The organism is Tepidibacter thalassicus DSM 15285 (assembly GCF_900129915.1).
In the GTDB taxonomy this organism is placed as follows: Bacteria; Bacillota; Clostridia; order Peptostreptococcales; family Peptostreptococcaceae; genus Tepidibacter; species Tepidibacter thalassicus.
On record NZ_FQXH01000008.1, the window covers coordinates 134,695 to 159,261 of the forward strand.

The following is a 24,567-nucleotide window of genomic DNA, read 5'->3' on the forward strand; positions in this document are numbered from 1 at the left end:
AAATAAAATAGGCTGCTAAACTAGCAGCCTATTTTATTATTCACTTAAATCAAGTTTTATATTAAGTTCTTCAAGTTGTTTCTCATCTGCAATAGCTGGTGCATTAGTCATTGGACAAGATGCATTTTGAGTTTTAGGGAATGCTATTACCTGTCTTATATTATCTTCTCCTGCAAGTAACATTATAAGTCTATCAAAACCAAATGCAATTCCTCCATGTGGTGGAGTTCCATATTTAAATGCATCAAGTAAGAAACCAAATTTATCATAGGCTTCTTCTTCACTAAATCCTAACGCCTTAAACATTTTTTTCTGAACTTCTTCATTGTGAATTCTTATACTTCCTCCACCTATTTCAAATCCATTTAATACTATATCATAAGCTTTTGCTCTGACATTCTCTTTATCATTTTCTAATTTTTCTATATCTTCATCTACAGGAGAAGTGAACGGATGATGCATTGCTACATATCTGTTTTCCTCTTCATCATATTCAAATAATGGAAATTCTGTAACCCATAAAAACTTAAATTCATTTTTATCAAGTATTTCAAGTCTTTTAGCTACTTCATTTCTTAAATTACCAAGTGAATCAAACACTACTTTATCTTTATCTGCTACAAATAAAAGCAAATCTCCTTCTTTCGCTTCCATTTTATCTAAAATTTGATTCATTTTTTCTTCACTAAAGAACTTAGCAATAGGTGATGTTACCCCTTCATTTGTTACTTTTATCCATGCAAGCCCTTTTGCTCCATACGTTTTAACATATTCTTCAAGTGATGTTATATTTTTTCTAGTAAATTTATCTGCATAACCTTTTACATTTATACCTCTAACACTTCCACCATTTTCAACAGTAGAGCTAAACACTTTAAATTCACAATCTTTTACTATATCAGAAATATTTTTAAGTTCAAATCCAAATCTTATATCCGGTTTATCTGAACCATATCTTTCCATAGCTTCTTTATAAGGCATTCTAGGAAATGGAACAGAAATATCTATATTTAAAACCTCTTTAAATATTCTTTGAATCATTTTTTCCATTATGTCTATAATATCATCCATTTCAACAAACGACATTTCACAATCTATTTGAGTAAATTCCGGCTGCCTATCCGCTCTTAAATCTTCATCTCTAAAACACTTTACTATTTGAAAATACCTGTCCATACCAGAAACCATTAAAAGTTGTTTAAATATCTGCGGAGATTGAGGAAGTGCATAAAACTTCCCTTCATTAACTCTACTTGGAACTAAATAATCTCTTGCTCCTTCAGGTGTTGGCTTAGTTAAAAATGGCGTTTCTATTTCTAAAAAATTATTTTCAGAAAGATAATTTCTAACGATATTAGCTACCTTATGTCTTAATATCAAATTCTTTTGCATAGATGGTTTTCTCAAATCCAAGTATCTGTATTTAAGTCTTAAATTTTCTGAAACCTCATCATCATCTTTTATGTAAATAGGAGGAGTTTGAGATTTATTTAAAATTTTAATCTCATTTGCAAATACCTCTATATCTCCAGTTGGAATATTTGGATTTTTAGATTGTCTTTCAAATACCTTTCCCTTTATAGCAATTACATATTCAGAACCTAATTTTTCTGCTTTTTCAAAAGCTTCTTCAGATATATCATTATCAAATACTATCTGACAAATACCTCTTATATCTCTTAAGTCTACAAATACTAATCCTCCTAAATTTCTTTTCTTTTGAACCCATCCCATCAATACTACTTCTTCACCTATATTATTCTCTCTCAAATCTCCACAATAATGAGTTCTTTTTAATCCATTTAAATTTTCCATTATTATTCCTCCTTAAAGCCTATTTTTTAAAACATCTACTATTTCACTTAACTTTATTTCTATCTGCTCTGATGTTTCCATATTTTTAAGTGATGCTACATCTTTATCTATCTCATCATCCCCAAGTACTATAGTAAATTTAGCATTTACTTTATTAGAATATTTAAATTGCGCTTTAACACTTCTTCCTATATGATCTTTATCACAAGATATATTATTTTCTCTTAACTTTTTAAGTATTTTAAAACTCTCATTTTCTGCTTTTTGCCCAATTGTAACTATAAATATATCAATTCCATCTTTTTTAGGTATTTGTATATTATTATTCTCAAGAGTTAATAACAGCCTTTCTATACCCATACCAAAACCAATACCAGAAATTTTAGGTCCTCCAAGTTCTTCAACTAAACCATCATATCTTCCTCCACCACATACTGTACTCTGAGCTCCTATATCATTAGAAATTATCTCAAATGCAGTTTTAGTATAATAATCAAGTCCTCTTACTATTTTAGGGTCTACTGTATATTCTACACCCATACTATCTAAATAATTTTTAACCTTTTCAAAATGTTCTTTACAATCATCACAAATATTATCTATCATTAAAGGAGCATTTTCAATTTCTAATTTGCATGTTTCATTTTTACAGTCTAATATTCTAAGTGGATTTCTTTCATATCTATCTTGACAAGTTTTACATAATTTATCTAATTTTTCACTTAAATATTCTTTTAACTTTTTATTATACTCTCTTCTACAACTAGGACATCCTATAGAGTTTATTCTAAGCTCTAATTTTTGTAGTCCTACTCTTTTAAAAAACTCCATAGCAAGCGCCATAACCTCAGAATCTATTGACGGAGATTCACTTCCAAAAACTTCTACACCAAACTGATGAAATTGTCTAAGTCTACCAGCTTGTGGTCTTTCATATCTAAAACAAGGTGTTATATAATAAAGTTTTGTAGGTTGAGTATTAGCATATAATTTATTTTCAATAAAAGCTCTAACAGCACCTGCTGTTCCTTCTGGCTTTAAAGTAATTTCTCTTCCTCCATTATCTTGAAATGAATACATTTCCTTTTGAACTATATCAGTAGTTTCACCTACTCCTCTTTTAAATAACTCTGTATGCTCAAATATTGGAGTTCTAATTTCTTCATATCCAAATAAATTACATACTTTTCTAAATAAATTTTCTACATATATCCATTTATAAGAATCGACAGGTAATACATCTTTAGTTCCCCTTGGGGCTTTAATTTCCATTACAAAACCTCCTCTTCTTTCTTTTGTATCATTTCATCTACTCTTTTTATATAATGCTCTAAATTCTTAACATTAGGAACTCTTTCTATCCTATTTTCATCTAAATATACAATTTTTGAAATTGCCCCTGCTCCTAAAGCAAATATACTTTGTTTTTCCTCCATTATTTGAATATTATATATACATTCAAATCCTCTTTTGGAATATCCTATATTTTCAAGATTACCCAACATATGCTTTTGTCTGTACATATAATATGGATTAAGTCCCATTCTCTGAGCATAATCCATAGAAATATCTATCATCTTCACCATATCCATATACTGACTAAATTCATATTCTTGTATATTTTCTTTTAATTTTGACGCTCTTTTTATAGCCATCGTATGAACAGTTAAACTCTCAGGTGATAATTTTGATATCTCTTTTAACGTATTTTCAACCATACTTGGAGTTTCTTTTAAAAGTCCAAGTATTATATCCATATTTATATTATCAAATCCCAAATTTCTTGCCATATTAAAACACTTTACAATATCCTCCACTTTATGACTTCTACCTATTTCAATTAAAGTAGATTCATTCATAGTTTGAGGATTTATGCTTATCCTAGATACTTTAGCATATTTTAATACTTTAAGTTTTTCTTTAGTTATTGTATCAGGTCTTCCCGCTTCTACTGTAAATTCTTTTATATTATTTAAATCAAAATTTTGGTATAAACTATCCATCAATATATCAAGCTCTTTTTCATCAAGTGTTGTAGGAGTACCTCCTCCTATATAAACACTCTCTATTTCCTTATTAAGTTTTTTAATTAAAGCTCCTACACCTTTTATCTCTTTTATCAACGCATTCAAATAATCACTTTTAAGATGTCCCCATTGTTTTAATGTATTTGAAGGAAAAGAACAGTATACACATCTAGTTGGACAAAAAGGTATACTTACATAGAGCGCTATTTTATTTTCATTTAGTGGGTATATAAATTCCCTTTCTACTTTTGCTATATTATAAGCTAAATCTATTTTACTTTTATCCATCAGATATTTTACTTTTAATATATTATCTATTTCTTCTTTATTTTTATTTTCATCTAAAAGTTCATGTACTATTTTAGTAGGTCTTATTCCTGTTAATATTCCCCAAGGGACAAATGATTTATATATTTTTTTTAAAACTTTAAATATACTTCTTTTTATAACAATTTTACTTTCTCTTTTTAAAATTTTTTCATCTAAACTGCTCATTACATCTTTTTCTTCTAATCTAATTTTTAAATTATTATTTTCATAAATATAAGTATTAGATATTATCAAATTATCTTCTATAATGAGTTCATTTATCAAAATTTTATCCTTATTCAAATCATCATCTACAAATTTAAACTGAGTAGTAAATAATTTCAAAAGCTCTCCTACTTCATATTTATAGTTGTGATTTTTCAAAAATACATTAAGCATTAAAATTTCCCCTTACTATTTTTGCATATATGGATTTTTAGATTTTTCTACACTTATCTTACTTGCTGGACCATGGCCTGGAAGCACTTTAAGATTATCATCTAGATTTGATAACTTGTCAAGTGAATCTAAAATAGTATCATAATCTCCTCCCGGAAGATCTGTTCTTCCAATAGAACCTGCAAACAAAGTATCTCCTGTAAATAATACATCATCAACTTTTATACAAATACATCCTGGAGTATGTCCTGGAGTATGAATTATTTTTAATTCTAAGTTACCAATCTTTACAATTTGTCCATCTTTTAAATATTCATCTGCTTCGATTTCAAATGCTCCTCCCATCATATGTGTTAAATTATTTTTGCTACTATTTAGTATGAATTTTTCATCTTCATGCGCTAATATCTTTGCATTTGTTTTTTGTTTTAGCTCCTTAACAGCACCTATGTGATCGCCATGGCCATGAGTTAATATTATATAATCAACTTTAAATTCATTATTCTCCACAATATCAATTATCTCATCTAAACTTCCACCTGGATCTAAAACTGCACATTTTTTTGTCTGCTCATCCCCTAATATATAGCAATTTACACCATATACTCCAGCTACAATCTTTTGTAAAAACATAAAAATCCCCCCTTTAAAAATTTTTCTTAGAATCTAGTAAAATAGTAACCGGTCCATCATTTACTATATCTACTACCATGTGTGCTCCAAACTGTCCTTTTTCTACTTTTATATTGTATTCTTTAGCTTTATTTATAAACTCATCATAAAGTTCTATTGCCTTATCAGGCTTTGCCGCATCAGTAAAATTAGGTCTTCTTCCCTTTCTACAATCTCCATAAAGAGTAAATTGAGATACAACCAAAAGTTCTCCTTCTATATCAATAAGTGATAAGTTTAATTTGTCATTTTCATCTTCAAATATTCTTAAATTCACTATTTTTTCAACCATATAATCTACATCTTTTATATCATCATCATGAGTTACTCCCAAAAGTACCATAAGACCTTTTTGAACTTTTCCAATTACATTTTCATCTACTGTAACACTTGAAGATAATACTCTCTGAACTACAGCTCTCATATTAACACTCCTTTAATTTATAACTCTATATACATCCATAACACCTGGAATACTCTTTAATTTATTCATCAAATTATTAAGTTCACTGATACTATCTACTTCTAATAATAAGTTCATATTAACTATTTTTTCTTTATTAGTTCTAGCATTTATTCCATTTAAAGATGTTTTTTCTACTGCAAAAACATGAGTTATTTCACTTAAAATTCCCTTCCTATCATGTGCTTTTATGCTTATCTCTGCTTCAAATTTTACATTTTTATTTGAATCCCATTCAACTTGAATCAATCTATTTAATATTTCAGGGTCATTTCCAGATACGTTAGGACAATCCTTTCTGTGTATAGAAACTCCTCTCCCTTTAGTTATATACCCTGTTATATCATCTCCTGGAAGAGGATTACAGCATTTTGCGAATCTGACTAATATATTATCCACACCTTTTACAATTACTCCTTGAGAGTTAATTTTTCTCTTATTTTTATAGTCCTTATCGAATATCGAATCTTCAATTTTCACTTCAATTTTTTGCTTTTGATTTTCCTTTTCATGTAACTCCTTAAGTTTTGGAACAATCTGTGCTAAAGTTATGCCACCATACCCAAGAGTTGCATATAAATCATCTTCACTAGGCTGATTTAATTTTTTTAATATAGTACTCAAATACTTATGTTTTAATATTTCATTGACATTGTATCCTTGTCTTTTTAATTCTCTTTCAAGAATCTCTCTTCCTCTTTGTATGTTTTCTTCTCTTCTTTCTTTTTTAAACCACTGTCTTATTTTATTTTTAGCATGAGAAGTTTTTACTATATTAATCCAATCTCTACTAGGTCCATTACTTTGTGATGATCTTATAATCTCAACTATATTTCCATTTTTCAATTTATAATCAAGCGGAACTATTCTTCCATCTACCTTAGCTCCAATACAACTATTTCCAACACTAGTATGCACTCTATATGCAAAATCTATAGGAGTTGAACCTGCAGGTAATTCTATTACATCTCCTTTAGGCGTAAAAACAAATACTTGATTTGTAAATAAATCTATTTTCAAAGCTTCCATAAATTCTCTAGGATCACTTAAATCCTTTTGCCATTCCATCATTTGTCTAAGCCAAGATAATTTTATATCCATGTCATCTTGACTTTTACTTGTATTTCCTTCCTTATACTTCCAATGAGCTGCTATACCATATTCTGCAATTTTATGCATATCCCAAGTTCTTATTTGTATTTCAAGCGGTTCACCATCTGGACCTAATACCGTAGTGTGCAGAGATTGATACATATTTGGCTTAGGCATTGCTATATAATCTTTAAATCTACCTGGCATGGGTTTCCATATAGTATGAACTATTCCCAATACTGCATAACAATCTTTTACAGTATTGACAATTGCTCTTACAGCCATTAAATCATATATTTCTTCAAAACTCTTATTTTGATAGTGCATCTTTCTATATATGCTGTAAAAGTGCTTAGGTCTTCCATATATATCACACTCAATATTAGCTCCCTTAAATTTTTCCCTTAATATATTTATAACTTTTTTTATATATTCTTCTCTTTCTCTTCGCTTTTTTGCAACTTTTTCAACAAGATCATAATAACCTTCTGGATCCAAATATCTAAGAGCTATATCTTCAAGCTCCCATTTAATTTTGGATATACCAAGTCTATGAGCAATTGGAGCATATATTTCAACAGTTTCTTTTGCTTTTTCTTTTGCTTTTTCAGGAGTCATAAATTTTAAAGTTCTCATGTTATGAAGCCTATCAGCAAGTTTGATAAGTATAACTCTTATATCCTTTGCCATGGCCATAAACATTTTTCTAAGGTTTTCAGCTTGAGTTTCTTCTTTTGATTTATACTCTATTTTACCAAGCTTAGTTACTCCTTCAACAAGGTCTGCTATTTCTTTTCCAAATTTATCAACTATATCTTCATAGGTATATTTAGTATCTTCAATAACATCGTGCATAAGACCTGCTGCTATTGTATATATATCTAATTCTAAATCCGCTAAAATATTTGCAACTTCAACAGGATGTATAAAATATTTTTCTCCTGATTTTCTATACTGTCCCTCATGAGCACTTTCAGCAAAATTATAAGCTCTTATTATTAAGTCTAAATCACTATCTGGACTATACTGTTGTATTTTTAGCAATAAATTTTCTAGCATAAAACCACCTTATTTACAATTATAATTTTATATATATTAAAATAGTTGGCAATACCACCAACTATTTCAAATGTATTAATATTTTATTAAAGAGTTAACATAATAGTCCTTTAAATTTTCTCTTCCATTTAAAAATTCAAGTTCTATTAAAAATTCCATGGCAACTACTTTTCCACCTAATTTTTCAATAAGCTTTGCAGTAGCTCCCATAGTTCCTCCTGTAGCAAGAAGATCATCTACTATTGCAACTCTTTGTCCTGGTTTTATCGAATCTTTATGTATTTCAAGCGAATCTGTTCCATATTCTAAGTCATATTCAAATTTAACAGTTTCTCCTGGAAGCTTTCCCGGTTTTCTAACTGGAACAAATCCAACTCCTAATCCATAAGCTACTGGAGTTCCCATTAAAAAACCTCTAGCCTCAGGTCCAACAATTATATCTACATCTTTTTCTTTTAAATCCTGTATAATTTTATCTACAGCACATTTAAAAGCATCTCCATCCTTTAATAGTGTTGTTATATCTTTAAAAATTATTCCTTCTTTTGGAAAATCTTTAATATCTCTTATTTTTGACCTTAAATCCATTATTTATTCCGTTGACTTAAATCTTATAATGCAATATATATTTACTAAATAATATTTGCAAAGCTTTTTTAACAGCCAACGGTCTACACCTCCATATTTTGTTATTTGCTTTGCTTTTTTTGCTCCTAATCTATTAAAGTGAATAAATATTCTCATAAAGAACAATACTATTATATCTTTTAAAGTTAATTTAATCAATAATATAGATAAACAATACTCATTGTTTCTTATTTTTATTTGAAATGAGTATAGAAATTATTAAATACATTCCCATAATACTTGCTATAATAAATCCTACTATCCCAAGAAGAGCATACCCTTTAACACTAGGTCCAATATTCGTAGTAATAATAAGAGATGAACCTACTATAGTTGAAGATACAATTAAACTTATAGCTAACTTATTAGTCATATTATTTATTTCTTTTTCTAAATTTGTAAATCTTATCTCATCTATAGTAAATTTAATTTCATTCTTTTGAAGATTTCTAAGAAGAAGCTTAATTTGTCTAGGTATAACTTTAGAATCAGTAATAAATTGATTCAAATAACTTTTAGATTTTAAAATTAAATTATCGGGTTTAAATTTATTTAAATAAAATTCTTTTATAAAATCTTTAGTTATTACAGATAACGAAAAATCAGGGTCTAACATTTTTCCACACCCTTCTATTGTAACTATAGCTTTAGCAAGTGGTGCAAATTGAGAAGGAAGTTTTACTTTATTTTTTCTAGAAAATCTCATAAATTCATTTAAAACTTCAGATATATTTATCCTCTTAATCGGCATATCGTAATAATAATGTATGAAAAAAGCTATTTCTTCTCTTAATTTCCTAAAATTAGTATTTTTATCTATAGCATCAAGTTCAATCAATGAGTTTATAATTTTGTCTACATCCTTGTTAATACCAGAAAAAAACATTTCTGTTATAAAATCCAATGTAACATCATCTATAAGCCCTACTATACCAAAATCGATAAAAGCTATCTCATTGCTACCTGTAGCAAATATATTTCCCGGATGTGGATCTGCATGAAAAAATCCATGAAAAAAAACTTGTTTCATAAATGCCATGGCACCAATATGTGCAATATTTTTTGGATTCCAACTTCTTTTTTTCATTTCATCTATATCAGTTATACTAATCCCTTCTATTTTTTCTAAAGTCAATACTCTCTTAGAAGTAAAATCCCAATATACATTTGGTATATATACACTTTTATCTTTTATAAACATTTCCCTAAATTTTTCACAATTTCTAGCCTCAAAATTATAATCAAGTTCTCTTAATATTGACACAGCAAAATCTTCAACAACTTCTGAAAAATCTAATACAGTATCTTTATAATATTCATCTATTATTTTAGCAAATCTATACAATATCTCTAAATCAGACTTTATAGTACTTTCAATATTTGGTCTTTGTATTTTTACAATAACACTTTTACCATTTTTTAATTTAGCTTCATACACTTGTCCTATTGAAGCAGCTGCAACAGGCACTTCATTAAATTCTTTAAAAACTTCATCAAATTCAAGTCCTATTTCTTCTTTAAATATTTTTTTAGCTTCTTCAAACTCAAAAGGTTTTACATTATTTTGAAGTTTAGATAGTTCTTCTACAATTGAAGGCTCTAATATATCATTTCTAGTACTCAATATCTGTCCTAATTTAATAAAAGTTGGTCCAAGTTCCTCCAGCGCCCTCCTTATCCTCTCTCCAGTTGACATATATTGTATATCTTTGCTTGGAGTTAACGGTATTTTATTAGCAATTCCATCTATTTTTAATTTTTCTACCAAAAAACTAAAGCCATATTTTATCAAAATTTGTATTATATCCTTATATCTTTTTAAATTATTATAAGCTACCTTTATCATACAAAGCACCCTCAATTTTATATTTTAAAAAGTCCCAATGTTATTGGGACTTTACATTCAATAATTTATACTACATTTTAGTCTTACTTTTAAGCAATACCCATATAGGACTAGCTATAAATATAGATGAATAAGTTCCAGCTGCCATACCAACTATAAGAGGAAGTGTAAAATCTTTTATAGATTCTACTCCTAGAACATAAAGTGCTACTATTGCAGTTAAAGTAGTCAAAGAAGTATTGATAGATCTTGCAATAGTTTGTTTTATACTTTGATTTGCTATATCAACATAATCTTTCTTTTTAGAATATTTCATATTTTCTCTTATTCTATCAAAAACTACTATAGTATCATTTATAGAATAACCTACTACTGTAAGTACAGCTGCTACAAACGGACTATCTACAGGTACTCTAAATACTGCATATGCACATATTAAAATCAAAACATCATGAATAAGAGCAATTATCGCCGCTATACCATAAGACAACTCAAATCTAAAACTCACATATATAAGCATACCTATTGCAGCAATAATTGTCGATATTACAGCTTTATTTCTTATTTCCTTACCAACAGTAGCTCCAAATTGATCTGCTTTCATCAAATCATTATTTTTCAAGCCATATTTATCTTTAAATTTAATGAATACTTCTTGTCTTTTATCAGAATTAAGGTCTTTTTTAGTTTTTATTTGAACTATATTTTTATCTTTTCCTAAAAAATTTATAGTCATATCCTTATCAATAGAATCTGTTATAGCCCTTATTTCATTTGTTGGAACACTTTTATGTAAATCTATTTCCATCAAAGTTCCACCTGTAAAGTCTATTCCATAGTTAAGTCCAGATGTAAGCATTATTACAAATCCTATAGCTATAATTGTAAGGGATAATCCAAACCACAATTTTGTCTTTTCTATTATCTTCATATTTTCCCCCCCTTAAGCTCCAAAAAATTTCTTATTTCTAACTATATTAGCATGAACTAGTGATTTCAATAATGTTTTTGTTATTACAACCGCTGTAAATAATGATGCTAATATACCTATCATCAATGTAATTGAAAATCCTTTTATAGGCCCTGTTCCAAACTTAAACAAAACAATTCCTGCTATAAACGTAGTTATATTTGAATCCATTATTGTCCCTAATGCTTTTGAAAAGCCTGAATCTATAGAAGCTCTTAAAGATTTTCCATTTTTAAGTTCTTCTTTTATTCTTTCAAAAATTATTACATTGGCATCTACAGCCATACCAACTGATAATATAAGAGCTGCAATACCTGGAAGTGTCAACGTAATTTTCATTTGTACATAAGTATACATTATTATAAGAATATACGAAATCAATGCTATATCCGCAATAAAACCTGGTAATCTATAGTATATAAGCATATACAGCATTACTAAAGCTATACCTATAATAGCCCCTTGTACACTCTTATTTAAAGCATCTACCCCAAGTGTCGCAGTAACAGTTGATGTTTGAACTTCTTTAAATTCAACTGGAAGAGCCCCTGCTCTTATTAAGTTGGCAAGTTTAGATGCACTCTCCACTGTAAAATTACCACTTATTGTAGCATGTCCATCTGGAATTTCATCGTTAACTCTAGGACTTGAAATAATTTCATTGTCAAGTATTATAACTATAGGCGAATGAGTAGGTGCAAGTTCTCTAGTAGCATTTGCAAATTTTTTAGCTCCTTCAGAATTAAATTCAAGTGAAACTATAGGCTGATTAGTTCTTTTATCAAATACAACTTCAGATTTTTTTATATCCTTACCTGTAACTACTACAGTTCCATCCTCTTTTACAAATTTAAGTTGAGCAGTTTTACCTATAGTATCAATAGCTTCTTTCGCATCTTTTACACCAGGAAGCTCAATTCTTATTCTTTTCTCTCCTTCTTTTACTATGACTGGCTCAGAAACTCCCATACCATCTATACGTTTTCTAAAAACTTCTATAGTTTGATCTAATATTTTATTTAATTCTTGACCTGTTGCATCAGTTTGAGCTTCATAAACTACAAATACTCCACCTTTTAAATCCAAACCTTGTTTTATCGAATTCTTCACAGGATTAATTTTAAACTTTCCTATATTCACTCCATTAATCGCCGAATAAGAAAACCCTCCTATAACAATTAATAAAATAATAAATATTGATAAATTTTTAAATTTCATACTCATACGTTTCCCCCCAATCTATTTATGCTTTTTTGCATATTCAACATAGTCTATAGCAGACTTTTCTAATGATTTTTTTTCTTCTTCTGTGAGTTCTCTTATTATTCTAATAGGATTTCCATACGCAAGTACTCCTGATGGAATTTTCTTGTTAGGTGGAACTAAACTTCCAGCCCCTATCAAAGTATAATCTCCTATTTCTGCTCCATCGAGTATTATTGCCCCCATACCCATTAAGCTATAGTTTCCTATCTTACAGGCATGTATTGTAGCTTTATGTCCTATTGTAACATAATTACCTATTTCAGTCTTGTTATCTTTACTAATATGAACTACAGTGCCATCTTGAATGTTAGTATTATTACCTATTATTATTTCATTTTCATCGCCTCTTAATACGCAATTATACCATATATTTGTATTCTCTCCCATTTTAACATTTCCTATTACATCTGCACTGTGAGCTATAAAACAACTGTCAGGAATTTGAGGTTTTTTTCCTTCATACTCCTTAATCATCTTCGCTTCCCTCCAACATAAGTTTCGCTTTAATCATAAGAGCACATTCTATACGTTTTTTTTGCATCTGACATCCAAGTTCATAAGGTTTTAATATATCATTATTAAAGTTATATGCATTAGCATGACATCCTCCTGAGCAATAAAATTTAGCCCAACATTTTCTACATTCTTCTTTAGCATAAACATGAGCATTTTGGAATTTTAATTGCAAATCCCTCGATATAACTAAATTTTCATCAAATAAATTGCCTAATTTAAAATCTTCATTTCCAACAAACTGATGACAAGGATACAAATCTCCCTCTGGAGTTACAGCCATATACTCAGATCCTGCCCCACATCCAGTAAGTCTTTTTATTACACAAGGTCCTTGATTTAAATCTATTGAAAAATGGAAAAATGTAAATTTATCTCCTCTTAATTTTCTGTTGACATACTCTACTGCCAATTTTTCATATTCTTCAAATATTTTAGGAATATCTTCTTCTCTTAGTGCATAAGGGTTGTCCTCACTATCTACAACTGGTTCAACTGAAGTAATATCAAATCCTAAATCTGCAAAATGAAGCACATCTTTTGAAAAATCTAAATTTTCTCTAGTAAATGTTCCTCTAACATAATAATACTTATCTTTGCTTCTATTTTCTACCAATTTCTTAAATTTAGGAACTATCAAATCATAACTTCCTTTATTATTTAATGTAGGTCTCATATCATCATGTACTTTTTTTCTTCCATCTAAACTCAATACTACATTGTGCATATTTTTATTTATGTATTCAATTTTTTCATCATCTAATAAAACACCATTAGTTGTAATTGTAAATCTAAAATTTTTATTTTTTTCTTTTGCTCTTTCATTTCCATATTCTACAAGTTTTTTGACAACATCCCAATTCATTAAAGGTTCTCCACCGAAAAAATCTACTTCTAGATTTCTTCTATTACCTGAATTTTCAATTAAAAAGTCTAAAGCTTTTTTTCCAACTTCATAACTCATTAACTTTCTTTCTCCACCAAAATCTCCTTGAGATGCAAAACAATATTTACATTTTAAATTACAATCATGCGCAACGTGTAAACACAAAGCTTTAACAACTGGTTTCCTATTTACAAAACTTGGATGATGTTCATATTCATCATCTGAATATAATAACTCCTCTTTTTCTAATTCTTTCATTTCATTATAAGCTTCTATTATTTTTTCTTTAGAATACTTATCTTTTAAAATATCAATTATTTCATCTATGCTTTTCTCTTTGTAATAATCTAATAAATCATATGCTTCATTATCAACAACATGTACTGCACCACTATTTACATCCACAACTATATTAATTCCATTTAAAGAAAATTTATGTATCATTCCCATTTATGTAAACCTCCTCAGTCAAATACGTCTATTTTTCATAATATCAAATTTTTCAAAAATAATCAAACTTTACAAATATTAAACATAAAAGGAAAAAGCAGCATAACTTTTAAGTTATGCTGCTAAAATATGTATAATTATCTTTCGCACTCTTGATTAGCTACTGTACAAGAAGTTTTACAAGCTGATTGGCATGAAGTTTGACATTCTCCACATCCACCTTTTGCTGCACTTTTCTTTAAAGTAGCTTTTGATAGTGTTTTTACATGCTTCATCAACATTCCCTCCTATTAAAAGATTCCCTATTGATTATACCACAAATTTATTATAAATCAATCTTTTTTCATATTAACACCAATAATTCCACCTATTCCTCCAGCTATAATATCTAATAATATTTTATAAATCATATTTCCTTCAAATTTAAAATTATCTTGTATTAAAAAGTAAATAATTATTATGAAAAAAATATATAATGCACCCGATAACATACCATATAAAAATCCCTTTGAAGAATTTTTATACGCCATATAAAACCCAGCACATGCAGCTCCTATTGTAATTATTGAAGACGTTACAAATGATATGCTTGAAGATTTCAAAGGCGTATAAGTTAAAAATAAATTATAAATTAATATGAGGAATATTGTAATAAAATAAGAATATCCCAAAGATTTTAATAAATTAATAGCTTTATTCATAAAAAACACCTCCCTGCTTTTATAAAATTATATTCGCAGGAAGGCTTTTAAATTACTTATTTTTTACTTTTCCTATTGCCCATTTTTCAACATGAAGTCTTGTTTTATCTCCTCCAACTTCAACGGTAACAATATCTTCTGTTATATTAAACACTTTTCCAACAAGTCCTCCTATTGTAACTACTTCATCTCCAATTTTTAAATTAGCTCTCATTTCTTTGAGTTCTTTCTCTCTTTTTTGTTGTGGTCTTATAAGCAAAAAGTAAAATATGGCTATAAAAGCAATAGGCATTATTAAACCTGAATATTGTTGCATATTATCTCCCTCCTTTTAAAGTTCATATCCATATTTTGAGAAAAATTCTCTTCTAAAATCTAAAAGTCTATCTTCCATTATTGCCTCTCTTACATTTTCCATTAATTTAAGCAAGAAATATAAATTGTGATAAGTTATAAGTCTTGCACCTAATATTTCATTAGCTTTAATTAAATGTCTTATATATGCTCTTGAATAATTTCTACAAGTATAACAAGAACACTCTGGATCAAGAGGTAAAAAATCTTCTGCATATTTTGCATTTCTAACTACTACTTTTCCATGGCTAGTCATCGCTGTACCATTTCTAGCAATTCTAGTAGGAAGAACACAATCAAACATATCTATACCTCTTATAACTCCCTCAATTAAAGCATCTGGACTTCCAACCCCCATTAAATATCTCGGTTTATCCTTTGGAAGAAGAGGTGTTGTATATTCTAAAACTTCATACATAAGAGGTTTAGGCTCACCAACACTTAATCCTCCTACAGCATATCCAGGAAAATCAAGTTCCATTATCTCCTTCGCAGACTGCTCTCTTAAATCTCTATACATTCCACCTTGTACTATTCCAAATAAAGCTTGTCTATCTGGATATTTATGTGCATCTTTACATCTTTTAGCCCATCTAGTAGTCCTCTCAAGAGAATTTTTAACATAATCTCTACTAGCAGGATATGGTGCACACTCATCAAATGCCATTATAATGTCTGCTCCTAATGAATTTTCAATTTCTATTGCTTTTTCAGGACTTATAAAATGTTTTGATCCATCAAGATGAGATCTAAACTCAACACCTTCTTCAGTTATTTTTCTAAGTGGTCCTAAGCTAAACACTTGAAATCCACCACTATCTGTAAGAATTGCTCTATCCCAATTCATAAATTTGTGAAGCCCTCCTGCTTTTTCAACTAACTTATGTCCTGGTCTCATATATAAGTGATATGTATTGCTTAAAATAATTTTCGCATCAATCTCTTTAAGTTCTTCTGGAGTCATAGATTTCACTGTTGCTTGAGTTCCAACAGGCATAAATATAGGTGTAGGTATTACTCCATGCGGAGTATGAATTCTTCCAAGTCTTGCTCCACTTTGTTTGCAAGTCTTTATTAGTTCATATCTTATTGCTGACATATATTCTCTTCCTTTCGTTAATCTTTTTTAATAAACAAATATTTTTTAATAGCAAATAATCCAGCTATAGCTGTTATTCCTATTAAAACCTCTATCATTCCTTTATCTTTAGGTATTAATAAAAGTTTTCTAGCTATAGCGTATAAAAGAACATCTATTACACTTTCTGGAGTATGAAGAACAAGCATTATGACAAGTTCTACTCCTATAACTAATAAAAGAGCATGTCCTAATGATGCCTCAAATTCATAATAAGCAACGGGACTTGCTATATTACTTACATAAGAATCCCATATAACTCTAAATAAATCAAAAGCTCCTAGCAAAACTTTAAATAATATTACTACAGCCAAAGCAATTTCAAAAATATGGCTTAATTTTAAAATAAAATTTTTCGCCTTAATCTTTTTCATCAACTTACCTCTTTGAATATTATTTTATGAACATAGCATCTCCAAAGCTGAAAAATCTGTATTTTTCATTAACTGCTACATTATAGGCATTTAATATGTTTTCTTTTCCAGTTAATGCACTTACAAGCATTATAAGAGTTGATTCTGGAAGATGAAAATTAGTTATTAAAGCATCTACTATTTTAAATTCATATCCTGGATATATAAATATATCTGTCCATCCACTTTTAGCTTCTAATATTCCATTTTCATCAACTGCTGATTCTAAAGTTCTACAACTAGTAGTTCCAACCGGAATTATCCTTCCACCTTGTTTTTTACACCTATTTATTTTATCAGCTTCAGACTTTTCTATCATATAAAATTCAGAGTGCATTTTATGTTCTAAAATATTTTCTACTTTCACTGGCCTAAATGTTCCAAGCCCAACATGAAGTGTTATAAATGCAATTTCCACTCCCTTTTGTTTTATCTTTTCTAAAAGTTCATTTGTAAAATGAAGTCCTGCAGTAGGAGCTGCTGCTGAACCTTCATGCCTTGAATATACTGTTTGATATCTTTCTTTATCTTCTAACTTTTCTGTTATATAAGGTGGTAAAGGCATACTTCCAAGCTCATCTAATATTTCTTCAAATATTCCATCATAACTAAATTTTACAATCCTAGATCCTTCTTCACCTATATCTATTACTTCAGAAATTAATTTTCCATTTCCAAAAGAAAATTTAGTACCTACTTTAGCCCTTTTTCCTGGCTTAACTAAAACCTCCCAAGTATCTATATCTATTCTTTTTAAAAGCAAAAATTCCATTTTTCCCTTTGTATCTAACTTTTCACCTATAAGTCTTGCAGGTAATACTCTTGTATTATTTAAAACCAAACAATCTCCTTCTTTTAAATAATCAAGTATATCTTTAAATATTTTATGCTCAATTTCTCCTGTATTTTTATCAAGTACCATAAGTCTTGATTCATCTCTTTTTTCTAAAGGTCTTTGAGCTATTAGTTCTTCTGGTAAATTAAAATAAAAATCTCTTGTTTTCAAATTTAAACTTCCTTTCTAATTTTGAATTTCTATTCCTGTATAATAATGTTTTAATATATCTTTATATGTATATCCCATTTCAGCCATTTTTTTAGCTCCCCATTGACTCATACCAAGCCCATGTCCCCAGCCATGGCCATTAAAAACATACTTTTCTACACTTTGTTCAGAAAAAACAAATTCCTTAGTGTTATTATCTCCTCTTAAATACAAATTAATATTTTCATTTATACTTTTTATCCCATCAGAAGTAATAAGTTTTATATCTGTCATATCATTTATCTCCTCATTGCCTTCAATTGAACATATAAAAAAACTATTACCTCCGTTAGAACTTCCTTCTTTTTTTATATCAAACCAAGTACTTTTAAGTCCTAATATACTTCTAGTAGAAGATTTAATATACTCTTTTTCTCCATTAGTTCCTATAAATTTCAACTTTAATACTCTTCCGTTTTTAGATACTTTCTCTATTCTTATATCCAAAAGTTCTCCTATATCTACGTTGCTTTGATATAATTTACTTTGTATATCACTTTTGGTTAAACTTATACTCCAATTATCATTTGGATACCCTATAGAATAAGAATCCTCAACCCCTCTTAAATACGGTACCTTATTAGACCATATATTTTCAGAATTTTCAGTTTTGCCTCCACTATTAGAATGATATAGAGCATCTACAATTTTTCCATTATAAATCATAATTTCATTTTTAGTTTCATCTACTGCTTTATTGCTATTAGGATGTTCTGCATCGTATCCACCATAAACTTGACAATTTATATCATCAGTTAAATCAAATCCATAATCTTTGTATTTTCCCATATTCATTATTGCATAGTTTCTAGCAGCAATAGCTTGAGCTTTTAAGGCTTCTATAGGCCAACTTCCTGACATTTCTTTTGGAACAACTCCATATAAATATTCTTCAAGCTTCAATCTATTAATCACAATCATATTATTATTGTCTATTCTTTTGAACAAAATACTTCCTCTATATCTTTTTCCATCAACAGAAATAATATCATTTTCTGAATATATACATATGTCTTTACTAGAATCATAAATGAAAATAATATCATTATTTTCATTTAAAATTTCAACTAAATTATCATCTGAACTAACTATTTCAAAACTATATTCCGAAAAATTTTCTTCAAGCTCTTCTTTCTTTTCTAAAACTTTTTCTTCTTCTAAATAACTTCCTAAATACACTTTAAAATTACCATCATAATATATATATGTATTTAAATTTTTATTTTCCAACTCATTTTTTAAGCTTAAAGCATCTTCTATTGTATCAAATTCTTCTCCAACCTTTAAATAATATAAAGCTTGTTCATTTTTTACTTCAATAACACTATCATCAATATACATCAAATCATTTACATTATCATTTTCTATAATTCCTACTTTAAAACCAGTACTTGATTTTAAAGTAACACTTGCAGGAGCAGAACTTGCATATTTAAGTCCTATTTTTATATACTCAGGTACATTAACAACCGCAAAAGAATTAAAAGAAAACAAACTAATTAACAAGAATACATTAACTATATTAACAAACTTTAGTTTATATTTCCACATTTTATGTCCCCCATTATCTAAAAAATACTTATTTCCTACTTCTTATAAGGAATATTAAAATGCTCATATGCATTAAAAGTTGCAATCCTTCCTCTTGGACTTCTATCAATAAATCCAAGCTGTATCAAATAAGGTTCGTATACATCTTCTATTGTATTTCTATCTTCTCCTATTGCAGCAGCTAATGTATCAAGCCCTACAGGACCTCCATTAAATTTTTTTATAATAGTAAGCATTAATTTTTTATCAACGTAATCAAGTCCAAGTTTATCTATCTCTAAAAGCTCAAGTGCTGATTTTGCTACTTCACTAGTAATTGTTCCATCTCCTTTTACTTGAGCATAATCTCTTACTCTTTTTAAAAGTCTATTGGCAATTCTAGGAGTTCCCCTAGATCTTCTCCCTATTTCAATTGCTGCATTTTCATCTATAGGCGAACCTAATATTTTTGCTGATCTTTTTACTATACTAGAAAGCTCATCAATTTTATATAAATCTAATTTACATATAACTCCAAATCTATCTCTCAAAGGAGATGTCAACATCCCAGCTCTCGTAGTAGCTCCAATTAAAGTAAATTTAGGAAGATCTAATCTTATTGATCTTGCTGAAGGCCCTTTTCCAATTATTATATCAAGACAAAAATCTTCCATAGCAGGATATAATATTTCTTCTACAGTCCTATTTATCCTATGTATTTCATCTATAAATAAAACATCATTTTCATTTAAATTTGTTAAAATAGCAGCTAAATCTCCAGCTCTCTCTATTGCAGGTCCTGAAGTTATTCTAATATTTACTCCCATTTCATTCGCTATTATAGCAGATAATGTTGTTTTTCCAAGTCCTGGAGGTCCATATAAAAGAACATGATCTAACTGCTCATTTCTAGCTTTTGCAGCCTCAATAAATATTTTAAGTTTCTCTTTAGCTTTTTCTTGACCTAAATATTCATCAAGACTTTTTGGTCTTAAACTACTTTCTATATCAACATCTTCGTTCTTCATCCCAGATGTTATAATTCTATCTTCTTCGCTAAACATCCCCTCACCTCTTTCTAATTATTTCATCAAATACGCAAGACATTTTTTTATAAGTTCTTCCGTTTCTAAACAATTTTTATTGCACTTATTTACTGCTTCTTTAGCTTCAGAAAGCGAATATCCTAAAGCTACCAAAGCCTGTACAACTTCTTCAATTTCTAAAGAAACTCTATTAATATCATTACGTAATACACAATTAAACTCAATATTATTTTTGTCTATTTTATCTTTTAACTCAAGAATTATTCTTTCTGCTGTTTTTTTACCAACACCAGGAGCTTTAGATAAAGCCTTTACATCTCCACTCAATATAAAAGACCCTAATTTTTTAGGCTCAACAAAAGACAAAATTCCTAAAGCTACTTTTGGTCCAATCTTAGAAACAGAATTTAAAAGTTCAAACATTCTAAGTTCTTCTTTTGTCTTAAATCCACAAATACTCATATCATCTTCTCTTACTATTAACTTTGTATATATTTTAACTTCTTCCCCTTCTTTTAAATTACATATAGTATTTTGAGAAGTATTTATTCTATATCCTATCCCAAAAGATTCTACAACAATATAATCAATACTAATTTCTTCAACAATACCTTTTATATACTGATACATATTAACACTCCTAAAATATAATTTTCTCAAACTTATTACTGTGACAATGACATATCGCAATAGCCAAAGCATCAGCAACATCATCCGGTTTCGGAATTTTTTTTAAATTAAGTAATGATTTCATCATACTTTGAACTTGAATTTTTTCTGCTCTTCCATAACCAACAACTCCCTGTTTTACTTGCAAAGGAGTATATTCGTAAGTAGCAACATTATTATGAGCACAAGCAAGCATTGCAACACCTCTTGCTTGTGCTACTGTTATAGCTGTTTTTACATTTTTATTAAAAAACAACTCTTCTATTGCCACCTCATCTATTTTATATTTTTTAATTAAAATATCTACCCCTTTATAGATTTTTTCTAACCTTTGAAGAATAGTTAATTTCGAAGATGTTTCAACACAACCATAATCTATAACTTTAAATTTATTTCCTTTATATTCTACAATACCATAACCCAATATTGCAATTCCTGGATCAATTCCTAATACTATCATCTTCTCATCTCCCAAACGTATATTCTATATCATTATATAATAATTTAGAAAAATAAAAAAGGACTATAAAAATTATAGTCCTAACTCCCAAAATCCTCTAATCTTTGATTTAATTCCTCAAGAGAATCTAACACTAACCCTGCTTTAATTTGTTCTTGATCTATTGAAGGTAAAGATTTTATAGAAAACTCAGTTTTTTCAACGAGATTTTTATTTCCATTTTCATCATATTTATAAATAGCTATATATCCATTTTCTTCCTTCATTTCGTAGTGCTTATCACAATAACTGTCTATTTCTCTAAAAAGTTCTACTCCTTTTTCACTAAAACTTATTAATCTCCACTCAGGGTATTTAAATTTTACATACTCTTCTAATTTTTTTTTGTTAAATCCCACCAATGTATCAGGTATATTTTCTTCTTTTACACTTATATCTTCACATTTAATATACTTTGTTGTAAATTTTAATTTAGAATCTTTTTTTAATACAACCTCATTTTCCTTATTATCAGTATCAGCCACAATAGGTTTTATAACCTGCTCATCTTTATTTTCCGTACTTTCTAAAAATTTTCCTATGTAAAAACCTCCAACTAACATAACTAAAGCAAAAATTAAAATAGGAATTTTAGAAGTTCTTTTTCTCACAAACATAAAAATAACCTCCTTTTAGAGGTTATTTTATCCAATTCTTTTTTATTTATACAAATTTTTCTAAAAAATATTATTCTAATCCTTCGTTTAACTTATTTAATAATTCATCTAAGTTTATTCCATGAACAACTGCTGCTTGTTCTAAACTTTCCATTTGAGCAGACGGACATCCTACACATCCCATTCCAAAGCTCATAAGTATTGCTACTGCATCTGGTCTAACTCTTAAAACATCACCTATTAGCATATCTTTCGTTATTTTCATAACAAAATACCTCCTCTATTTTATAATCACTTAATATATTAACATATATTAATACAATTATCAGCAATTTATCATTAAAATTCTCCTTGAATCTCATCTAATTTAAAAATCTTATTTTCCTTAACTACCAATATAAAAGTTATAACAGTTGAAAGAATATCCGATATAGGATATGAATAATATATCCCTTTTACACCTATAAACAAAGGTAATATCAATACTAAAGGTATAAGAAGTATAATTTGTCTTGACATTGTAAGAATAAGCGACTCAACACCTTTACCTATTGCCTGAAATAATGTAGATCCTATAATTTGAAACCCAATAAAAGGAAGTCCCCAAATCATCATCTCTAAAGCATTTACACCTATGTTTATTGTGTTAACATCATTAGTAAATATGCTTATTACAAATTTCGGAAACAAAAACATCACTAAAAATGCAACTACACTTTGAATACTAGCATATAAAGATGCATACTTAAAACACTCTTGTACTCTATCAAATTTTTTAGCACCATAGTTAAATCCTGCTATAGGCTGAAAACCTTGCGCTATACCAAATAAAGGCATAAACATGAACATAAAAAATCTATTTATTATCCCTAAAACAACTACATGATAATCACTTCCATATTTTATTAAACTTCTATTGACTATAACCATTAATACACTCCCTGCTATTTGTCTAAAAAAAGCAGCCATTCCTATCATTATTATTTCTTTTACATTTTCTTTTGTCAATTTAAAATTTGAAATTTTGATTTTAAGTATACTATCACCTTTAATATAATAAAGTAAAAGCCAAATAGCACTAAATATCTGTGCTATAACAGTCGCCAATGCAGCTCCTTTTATTCCCATATCAAGAGCAAATATAAATACAGCATCTAATATTATATTTATAACAGCTCCTACAATCATCGTTATCATAGCAACCTTAGCATTACCTTCAGCTCTTACATAGTTATTAGTTGACATTGCAAAACTATTTAATACTATTCCATAAGCTATAACACTCATATAATCTCTAGCATAATTTATTGTAAGCTCAGTAGCTCCAAATAATATTAATAGTTTATCCATAAAAATAAAAATAATAATCGTAACTATACTATTTATAATTAAATTTAAAAAAATCGCTTCTCCTAATACCTTTTGAGCTCCTTCTATATTTTTTTCACCAATTTTTCTAGAAATAGCTGATGCAGCTCCTGTTCCTACCATAAAAGCTATTGCCATCATCACAAGCATAATAGGCATTGCTATAGTAAGTCCTCCTAAAGCTAAAGGGCCTACACCTTGCCCTATAAAAATACCATCAACTATGTTGTAAAGAGCATTTACAATCATACCTATTATAGCTGGTACAGAAAATTTTATTAACAATTTATTTATAGGTTCATTCCCCATCATCTCTCTTTTTTCATCCATAAAAAAACTCCTTTCCAATCTATAATTTATTTAAAATATATTCAAATGTTTCAATAGCATCTAAAAATTTATTCATATCATCTTTAGATAAATTTTTAAATTTTTCATTTAAATGTTCATTTAGCCTATTTAATTGATACTCTGCAAATTCCATTCCTTTTGATGTTAAATTTATTAAATATTTTCTTCTATCTTTTTCATCTTTAATTCTTACTACATACCCTTGTTGTGTAAGATGATCTATTATAGTAGTTAAACTTCCTTTTTCTAAATGAAGCATACTACATAAATCTGTCATGCTTTTAGGACCATGATTTTTTAAAATAAGGATTGTTTTATATTGGTTCTTTTTAATATTACAGTTATTACATTCACTTTTAAAAAAATCTACAAATAAACAATTAAATATACTTGGTCCTGTTTTAAAGAAAAATACTCTAATTTTTTTTAAAACATCTTCCAT

26 protein-coding genes are annotated in these 24,567 nt (G+C 28.4%); all 26 read right to left on the bottom strand.

Translation table 11 applies throughout. The features are described from left to right. Positions 1-36: 36 nt before the first annotated feature. Positions 37-1,815: an aspartate--tRNA ligase gene (gene aspS / locus BUA19_RS04715; protein WP_072724210.1), complete on the bottom strand. Its 1,779-nt coding sequence runs from the start codon at positions 1,813-1,815 to the stop codon at positions 37-39. Positions 1,816-1,827: 12 nt separating this feature from the next. Then, the gene (hisS, locus tag BUA19_RS04720) at positions 1,828-3,087 is read right to left on the bottom strand and encodes a histidine--tRNA ligase (protein WP_072724212.1); all 1,260 of its coding nucleotides are present in this window, start codon (positions 3,085-3,087) and stop codon (positions 1,828-1,830) included. Further along, entirely contained in the window at positions 3,087-4,550 is a 1,464-nt protein-coding gene (hemZ, locus tag BUA19_RS04725) for a coproporphyrinogen dehydrogenase HemZ (protein ID WP_072724216.1), read from the bottom strand. Before hemZ ends, hisS begins: the two co-directional genes overlap by 1 nt. A gap of 15 nt (positions 4,551-4,565) precedes the next feature. After that, positions 4,566-5,183, bottom strand: a complete 618-nt coding sequence (locus tag BUA19_RS04730) for an MBL fold metallo-hydrolase (RefSeq protein ID WP_072724218.1) — start codon at positions 5,181-5,183, stop codon at positions 4,566-4,568. A 13-nt stretch (positions 5,184-5,196) separates the two neighbouring features. Then, a complete protein-coding gene (gene dtd / locus BUA19_RS04735; protein WP_072724220.1) occupies positions 5,197-5,646 on the bottom strand; it encodes a D-aminoacyl-tRNA deacylase in 450 nt (149 codons plus the stop codon). Between the two features lie 12 nt (positions 5,647-5,658). Continuing rightward, positions 5,659-7,836 (bottom strand): RelA/SpoT family protein, encoded by a 2,178-nt coding sequence (locus BUA19_RS04740; protein ID WP_072724222.1) that lies wholly within the window; start codon positions 7,834-7,836, stop codon positions 5,659-5,661. Positions 7,837-7,911: 75 nt separating this feature from the next. Continuing rightward, complete coding sequence (locus BUA19_RS04745) at positions 7,912-8,424, bottom strand: adenine phosphoribosyltransferase (protein ID WP_072724224.1); 513 nt, start codon at positions 8,422-8,424, stop codon at positions 7,912-7,914. A gap of 217 nt (positions 8,425-8,641) precedes the next feature. Further along, positions 8,642-10,309, bottom strand: coding sequence for an ABC1 kinase family protein (locus tag BUA19_RS04750; protein ID WP_072724226.1), 1,668 nt, complete (start codon positions 10,307-10,309; stop codon positions 8,642-8,644). A gap of 70 nt (positions 10,310-10,379) precedes the next feature. Beyond that, positions 10,380-11,240, bottom strand: coding sequence for a protein translocase subunit SecF (gene secF, locus BUA19_RS11905; protein ID WP_242939241.1), 861 nt, complete (start codon positions 11,238-11,240; stop codon positions 10,380-10,382). A 12-nt stretch (positions 11,241-11,252) separates the two neighbouring features. Further along, a complete protein-coding gene (gene secD, locus BUA19_RS11910) occupies positions 11,253-12,503 on the bottom strand; it encodes a protein translocase subunit SecD (RefSeq protein WP_242939242.1) in 1,251 nt (416 codons plus the stop codon). A gap of 15 nt (positions 12,504-12,518) precedes the next feature. Beyond that, a complete protein-coding gene (locus BUA19_RS04760) occupies positions 12,519-13,019 on the bottom strand; it encodes a gamma carbonic anhydrase family protein (RefSeq protein ID WP_072724228.1) in 501 nt (166 codons plus the stop codon). Further along, positions 13,012-14,394, bottom strand: a complete 1,383-nt coding sequence (gene scfB, locus BUA19_RS04765) for a thioether cross-link-forming SCIFF peptide maturase (protein ID WP_084601946.1) — start codon at positions 14,392-14,394, stop codon at positions 13,012-13,014. Before scfB ends, BUA19_RS04760 begins: the two co-directional genes overlap by 8 nt. Positions 14,395-14,531: 137 nt before the next feature. Next, positions 14,532-14,675: a six-cysteine ranthipeptide SCIFF gene (gene scfA / locus BUA19_RS04770; protein ID WP_072724230.1), complete on the bottom strand. Its 144-nt coding sequence runs from the start codon at positions 14,673-14,675 to the stop codon at positions 14,532-14,534. A gap of 51 nt (positions 14,676-14,726) precedes the next feature. Next, on the bottom strand, positions 14,727-15,095 hold the full coding sequence (locus tag BUA19_RS04775) for a TIGR04086 family membrane protein (protein ID WP_072724232.1): 369 nt from the start codon (positions 15,093-15,095) through the stop codon (positions 14,727-14,729). A 52-nt stretch (positions 15,096-15,147) separates the two neighbouring features. After that, on the bottom strand, positions 15,148-15,411 hold the full coding sequence (yajC, locus tag BUA19_RS04780; protein WP_072724234.1) for a preprotein translocase subunit YajC: 264 nt from the start codon (positions 15,409-15,411) through the stop codon (positions 15,148-15,150). 15 nt (positions 15,412-15,426) lie between these two features. Further along, the gene (gene tgt / locus BUA19_RS04785; protein WP_072724237.1) at positions 15,427-16,548 is read right to left on the bottom strand and encodes a tRNA guanosine(34) transglycosylase Tgt; all 1,122 of its coding nucleotides are present in this window, start codon (positions 16,546-16,548) and stop codon (positions 15,427-15,429) included. 17 nt (positions 16,549-16,565) lie between these two features. After that, positions 16,566-16,961: a phosphate-starvation-inducible PsiE family protein gene (locus BUA19_RS04790; protein WP_072724239.1), complete on the bottom strand. Its 396-nt coding sequence runs from the start codon at positions 16,959-16,961 to the stop codon at positions 16,566-16,568. Between the two features lie 19 nt (positions 16,962-16,980). Next, positions 16,981-18,006, bottom strand: coding sequence for a tRNA preQ1(34) S-adenosylmethionine ribosyltransferase-isomerase QueA (gene queA / locus BUA19_RS04795; protein ID WP_072724241.1), 1,026 nt, complete (start codon positions 18,004-18,006; stop codon positions 16,981-16,983). Positions 18,007-18,021: 15 nt separating this feature from the next. Beyond that, positions 18,022-19,596, bottom strand: a complete 1,575-nt coding sequence (locus BUA19_RS04800; protein WP_072724243.1) for a SpoIID/LytB domain-containing protein — start codon at positions 19,594-19,596, stop codon at positions 18,022-18,024. A 35-nt stretch (positions 19,597-19,631) separates the two neighbouring features. After that, entirely contained in the window at positions 19,632-20,639 is a 1,008-nt protein-coding gene (gene ruvB / locus BUA19_RS04805; RefSeq protein ID WP_072724245.1) for a Holliday junction branch migration DNA helicase RuvB, read from the bottom strand. Positions 20,640-20,657: 18 nt separating this feature from the next. Further along, complete coding sequence (gene ruvA / locus BUA19_RS04810; protein WP_072724247.1) at positions 20,658-21,251, bottom strand: Holliday junction branch migration protein RuvA; 594 nt, start codon at positions 21,249-21,251, stop codon at positions 20,658-20,660. A 10-nt stretch (positions 21,252-21,261) separates the two neighbouring features. Further along, the gene (gene ruvC, locus BUA19_RS04815; protein ID WP_072724249.1) at positions 21,262-21,750 is read right to left on the bottom strand and encodes a crossover junction endodeoxyribonuclease RuvC; all 489 of its coding nucleotides are present in this window, start codon (positions 21,748-21,750) and stop codon (positions 21,262-21,264) included. Positions 21,751-21,830: 80 nt separating this feature from the next. Next, the gene (locus tag BUA19_RS04820) at positions 21,831-22,406 is read right to left on the bottom strand and encodes a hypothetical protein (RefSeq protein ID WP_072724251.1); all 576 of its coding nucleotides are present in this window, start codon (positions 22,404-22,406) and stop codon (positions 21,831-21,833) included. A 70-nt stretch (positions 22,407-22,476) separates the two neighbouring features. Further along, complete coding sequence (locus BUA19_RS04825; protein ID WP_072724253.1) at positions 22,477-22,671, bottom strand: DUF1858 domain-containing protein; 195 nt, start codon at positions 22,669-22,671, stop codon at positions 22,477-22,479. A 74-nt stretch (positions 22,672-22,745) separates the two neighbouring features. Beyond that, on the bottom strand, positions 22,746-24,104 hold the full coding sequence (locus BUA19_RS04830; protein WP_072724255.1) for an MATE family efflux transporter: 1,359 nt from the start codon (positions 24,102-24,104) through the stop codon (positions 22,746-22,748). Positions 24,105-24,123: 19 nt separating this feature from the next. Next, positions 24,124-24,567: a MarR family winged helix-turn-helix transcriptional regulator gene (locus tag BUA19_RS04835; protein WP_072724257.1), complete on the bottom strand. Its 444-nt coding sequence runs from the start codon at positions 24,565-24,567 to the stop codon at positions 24,124-24,126.

Coding starts and splice junctions, on each gene's coding strand:
- aspS (WP_072724210.1), bottom strand. CDS start 1,815: ATGGAAAATTTAAATGGATTAAAAAGAACTCATTATTGTGGAGATTTG.
- hisS (WP_072724212.1), bottom strand. CDS start 3,087: ATGGAAATTAAAGCCCCAAGGGGAACTAAAGATGTATTACCTGTCGAT.
- hemZ (WP_072724216.1), bottom strand. CDS start 4,550: ATGCTTAATGTATTTTTGAAAAATCACAACTATAAATATGAAGTAGGA.
- BUA19_RS04730 (WP_072724218.1), bottom strand. CDS start 5,183: ATGTTTTTACAAAAGATTGTAGCTGGAGTATATGGTGTAAATTGCTAT.
- dtd (WP_072724220.1), bottom strand. CDS start 5,646: ATGAGAGCTGTAGTTCAGAGAGTATTATCTTCAAGTGTTACAGTAGAT.
- BUA19_RS04740 (WP_072724222.1), bottom strand. CDS start 7,836: ATGCTAGAAAATTTATTGCTAAAAATACAACAGTATAGTCCAGATAGT.
- BUA19_RS04745 (WP_072724224.1), bottom strand. CDS start 8,424: ATGGATTTAAGGTCAAAAATAAGAGATATTAAAGATTTTCCAAAAGAA.
- BUA19_RS04750 (WP_072724226.1), bottom strand. CDS start 10,309: ATGATAAAGGTAGCTTATAATAATTTAAAAAGATATAAGGATATAATA.
- secF (WP_242939241.1), bottom strand. CDS start 11,240: ATGAAGATAATAGAAAAGACAAAATTGTGGTTTGGATTATCCCTTACA.
- secD (WP_242939242.1), bottom strand. CDS start 12,503: ATGAGTATGAAATTTAAAAATTTATCAATATTTATTATTTTATTAATT.
- BUA19_RS04760 (WP_072724228.1), bottom strand. CDS start 13,019: ATGATTAAGGAGTATGAAGGAAAAAAACCTCAAATTCCTGACAGTTGT.
- scfB (WP_084601946.1), bottom strand. CDS start 14,394: ATGGGAATGATACATAAATTTTCTTTAAATGGAATTAATATAGTTGTG.
- scfA (WP_072724230.1), bottom strand. CDS start 14,675: ATGTTGATGAAGCATGTAAAAACACTATCAAAAGCTACTTTAAAGAAA.
- BUA19_RS04775 (WP_072724232.1), bottom strand. CDS start 15,095: ATGAATAAAGCTATTAATTTATTAAAATCTTTGGGATATTCTTATTTT.
- yajC (WP_072724234.1), bottom strand. CDS start 15,411: ATGCAACAATATTCAGGTTTAATAATGCCTATTGCTTTTATAGCCATA.
- tgt (WP_072724237.1), bottom strand. CDS start 16,548: ATGTCAGCAATAAGATATGAACTAATAAAGACTTGCAAACAAAGTGGA.
- BUA19_RS04790 (WP_072724239.1), bottom strand. CDS start 16,961: ATGAAAAAGATTAAGGCGAAAAATTTTATTTTAAAATTAAGCCATATT.
- BUA19_RS04800 (WP_072724243.1), bottom strand. CDS start 19,596: ATGTGGAAATATAAACTAAAGTTTGTTAATATAGTTAATGTATTCTTG.
- ruvB (WP_072724245.1), bottom strand. CDS start 20,639: ATGTTTAGCGAAGAAGATAGAATTATAACATCTGGGATGAAGAACGAA.
- ruvA (WP_072724247.1), bottom strand. CDS start 21,251: ATGTATCAGTATATAAAAGGTATTGTTGAAGAAATTAGTATTGATTAT.
- ruvC (WP_072724249.1), bottom strand. CDS start 21,750: ATGATAGTATTAGGAATTGATCCAGGAATTGCAATATTGGGTTATGGT.
- BUA19_RS04820 (WP_072724251.1), bottom strand. CDS start 22,406: ATGTTTGTGAGAAAAAGAACTTCTAAAATTCCTATTTTAATTTTTGCT.
- BUA19_RS04825 (WP_072724253.1), bottom strand. CDS start 22,671: ATGAAAATAACGAAAGATATGCTAATAGGTGATGTTTTAAGAGTTAGA.
- BUA19_RS04830 (WP_072724255.1), bottom strand. CDS start 24,104: ATGGATGAAAAAAGAGAGATGATGGGGAATGAACCTATAAATAAATTG.
- BUA19_RS04835 (WP_072724257.1), bottom strand. CDS start 24,567: ATGGAAGATGTTTTAAAAAAAATTAGAGTATTTTTCTTTAAAACAGGA.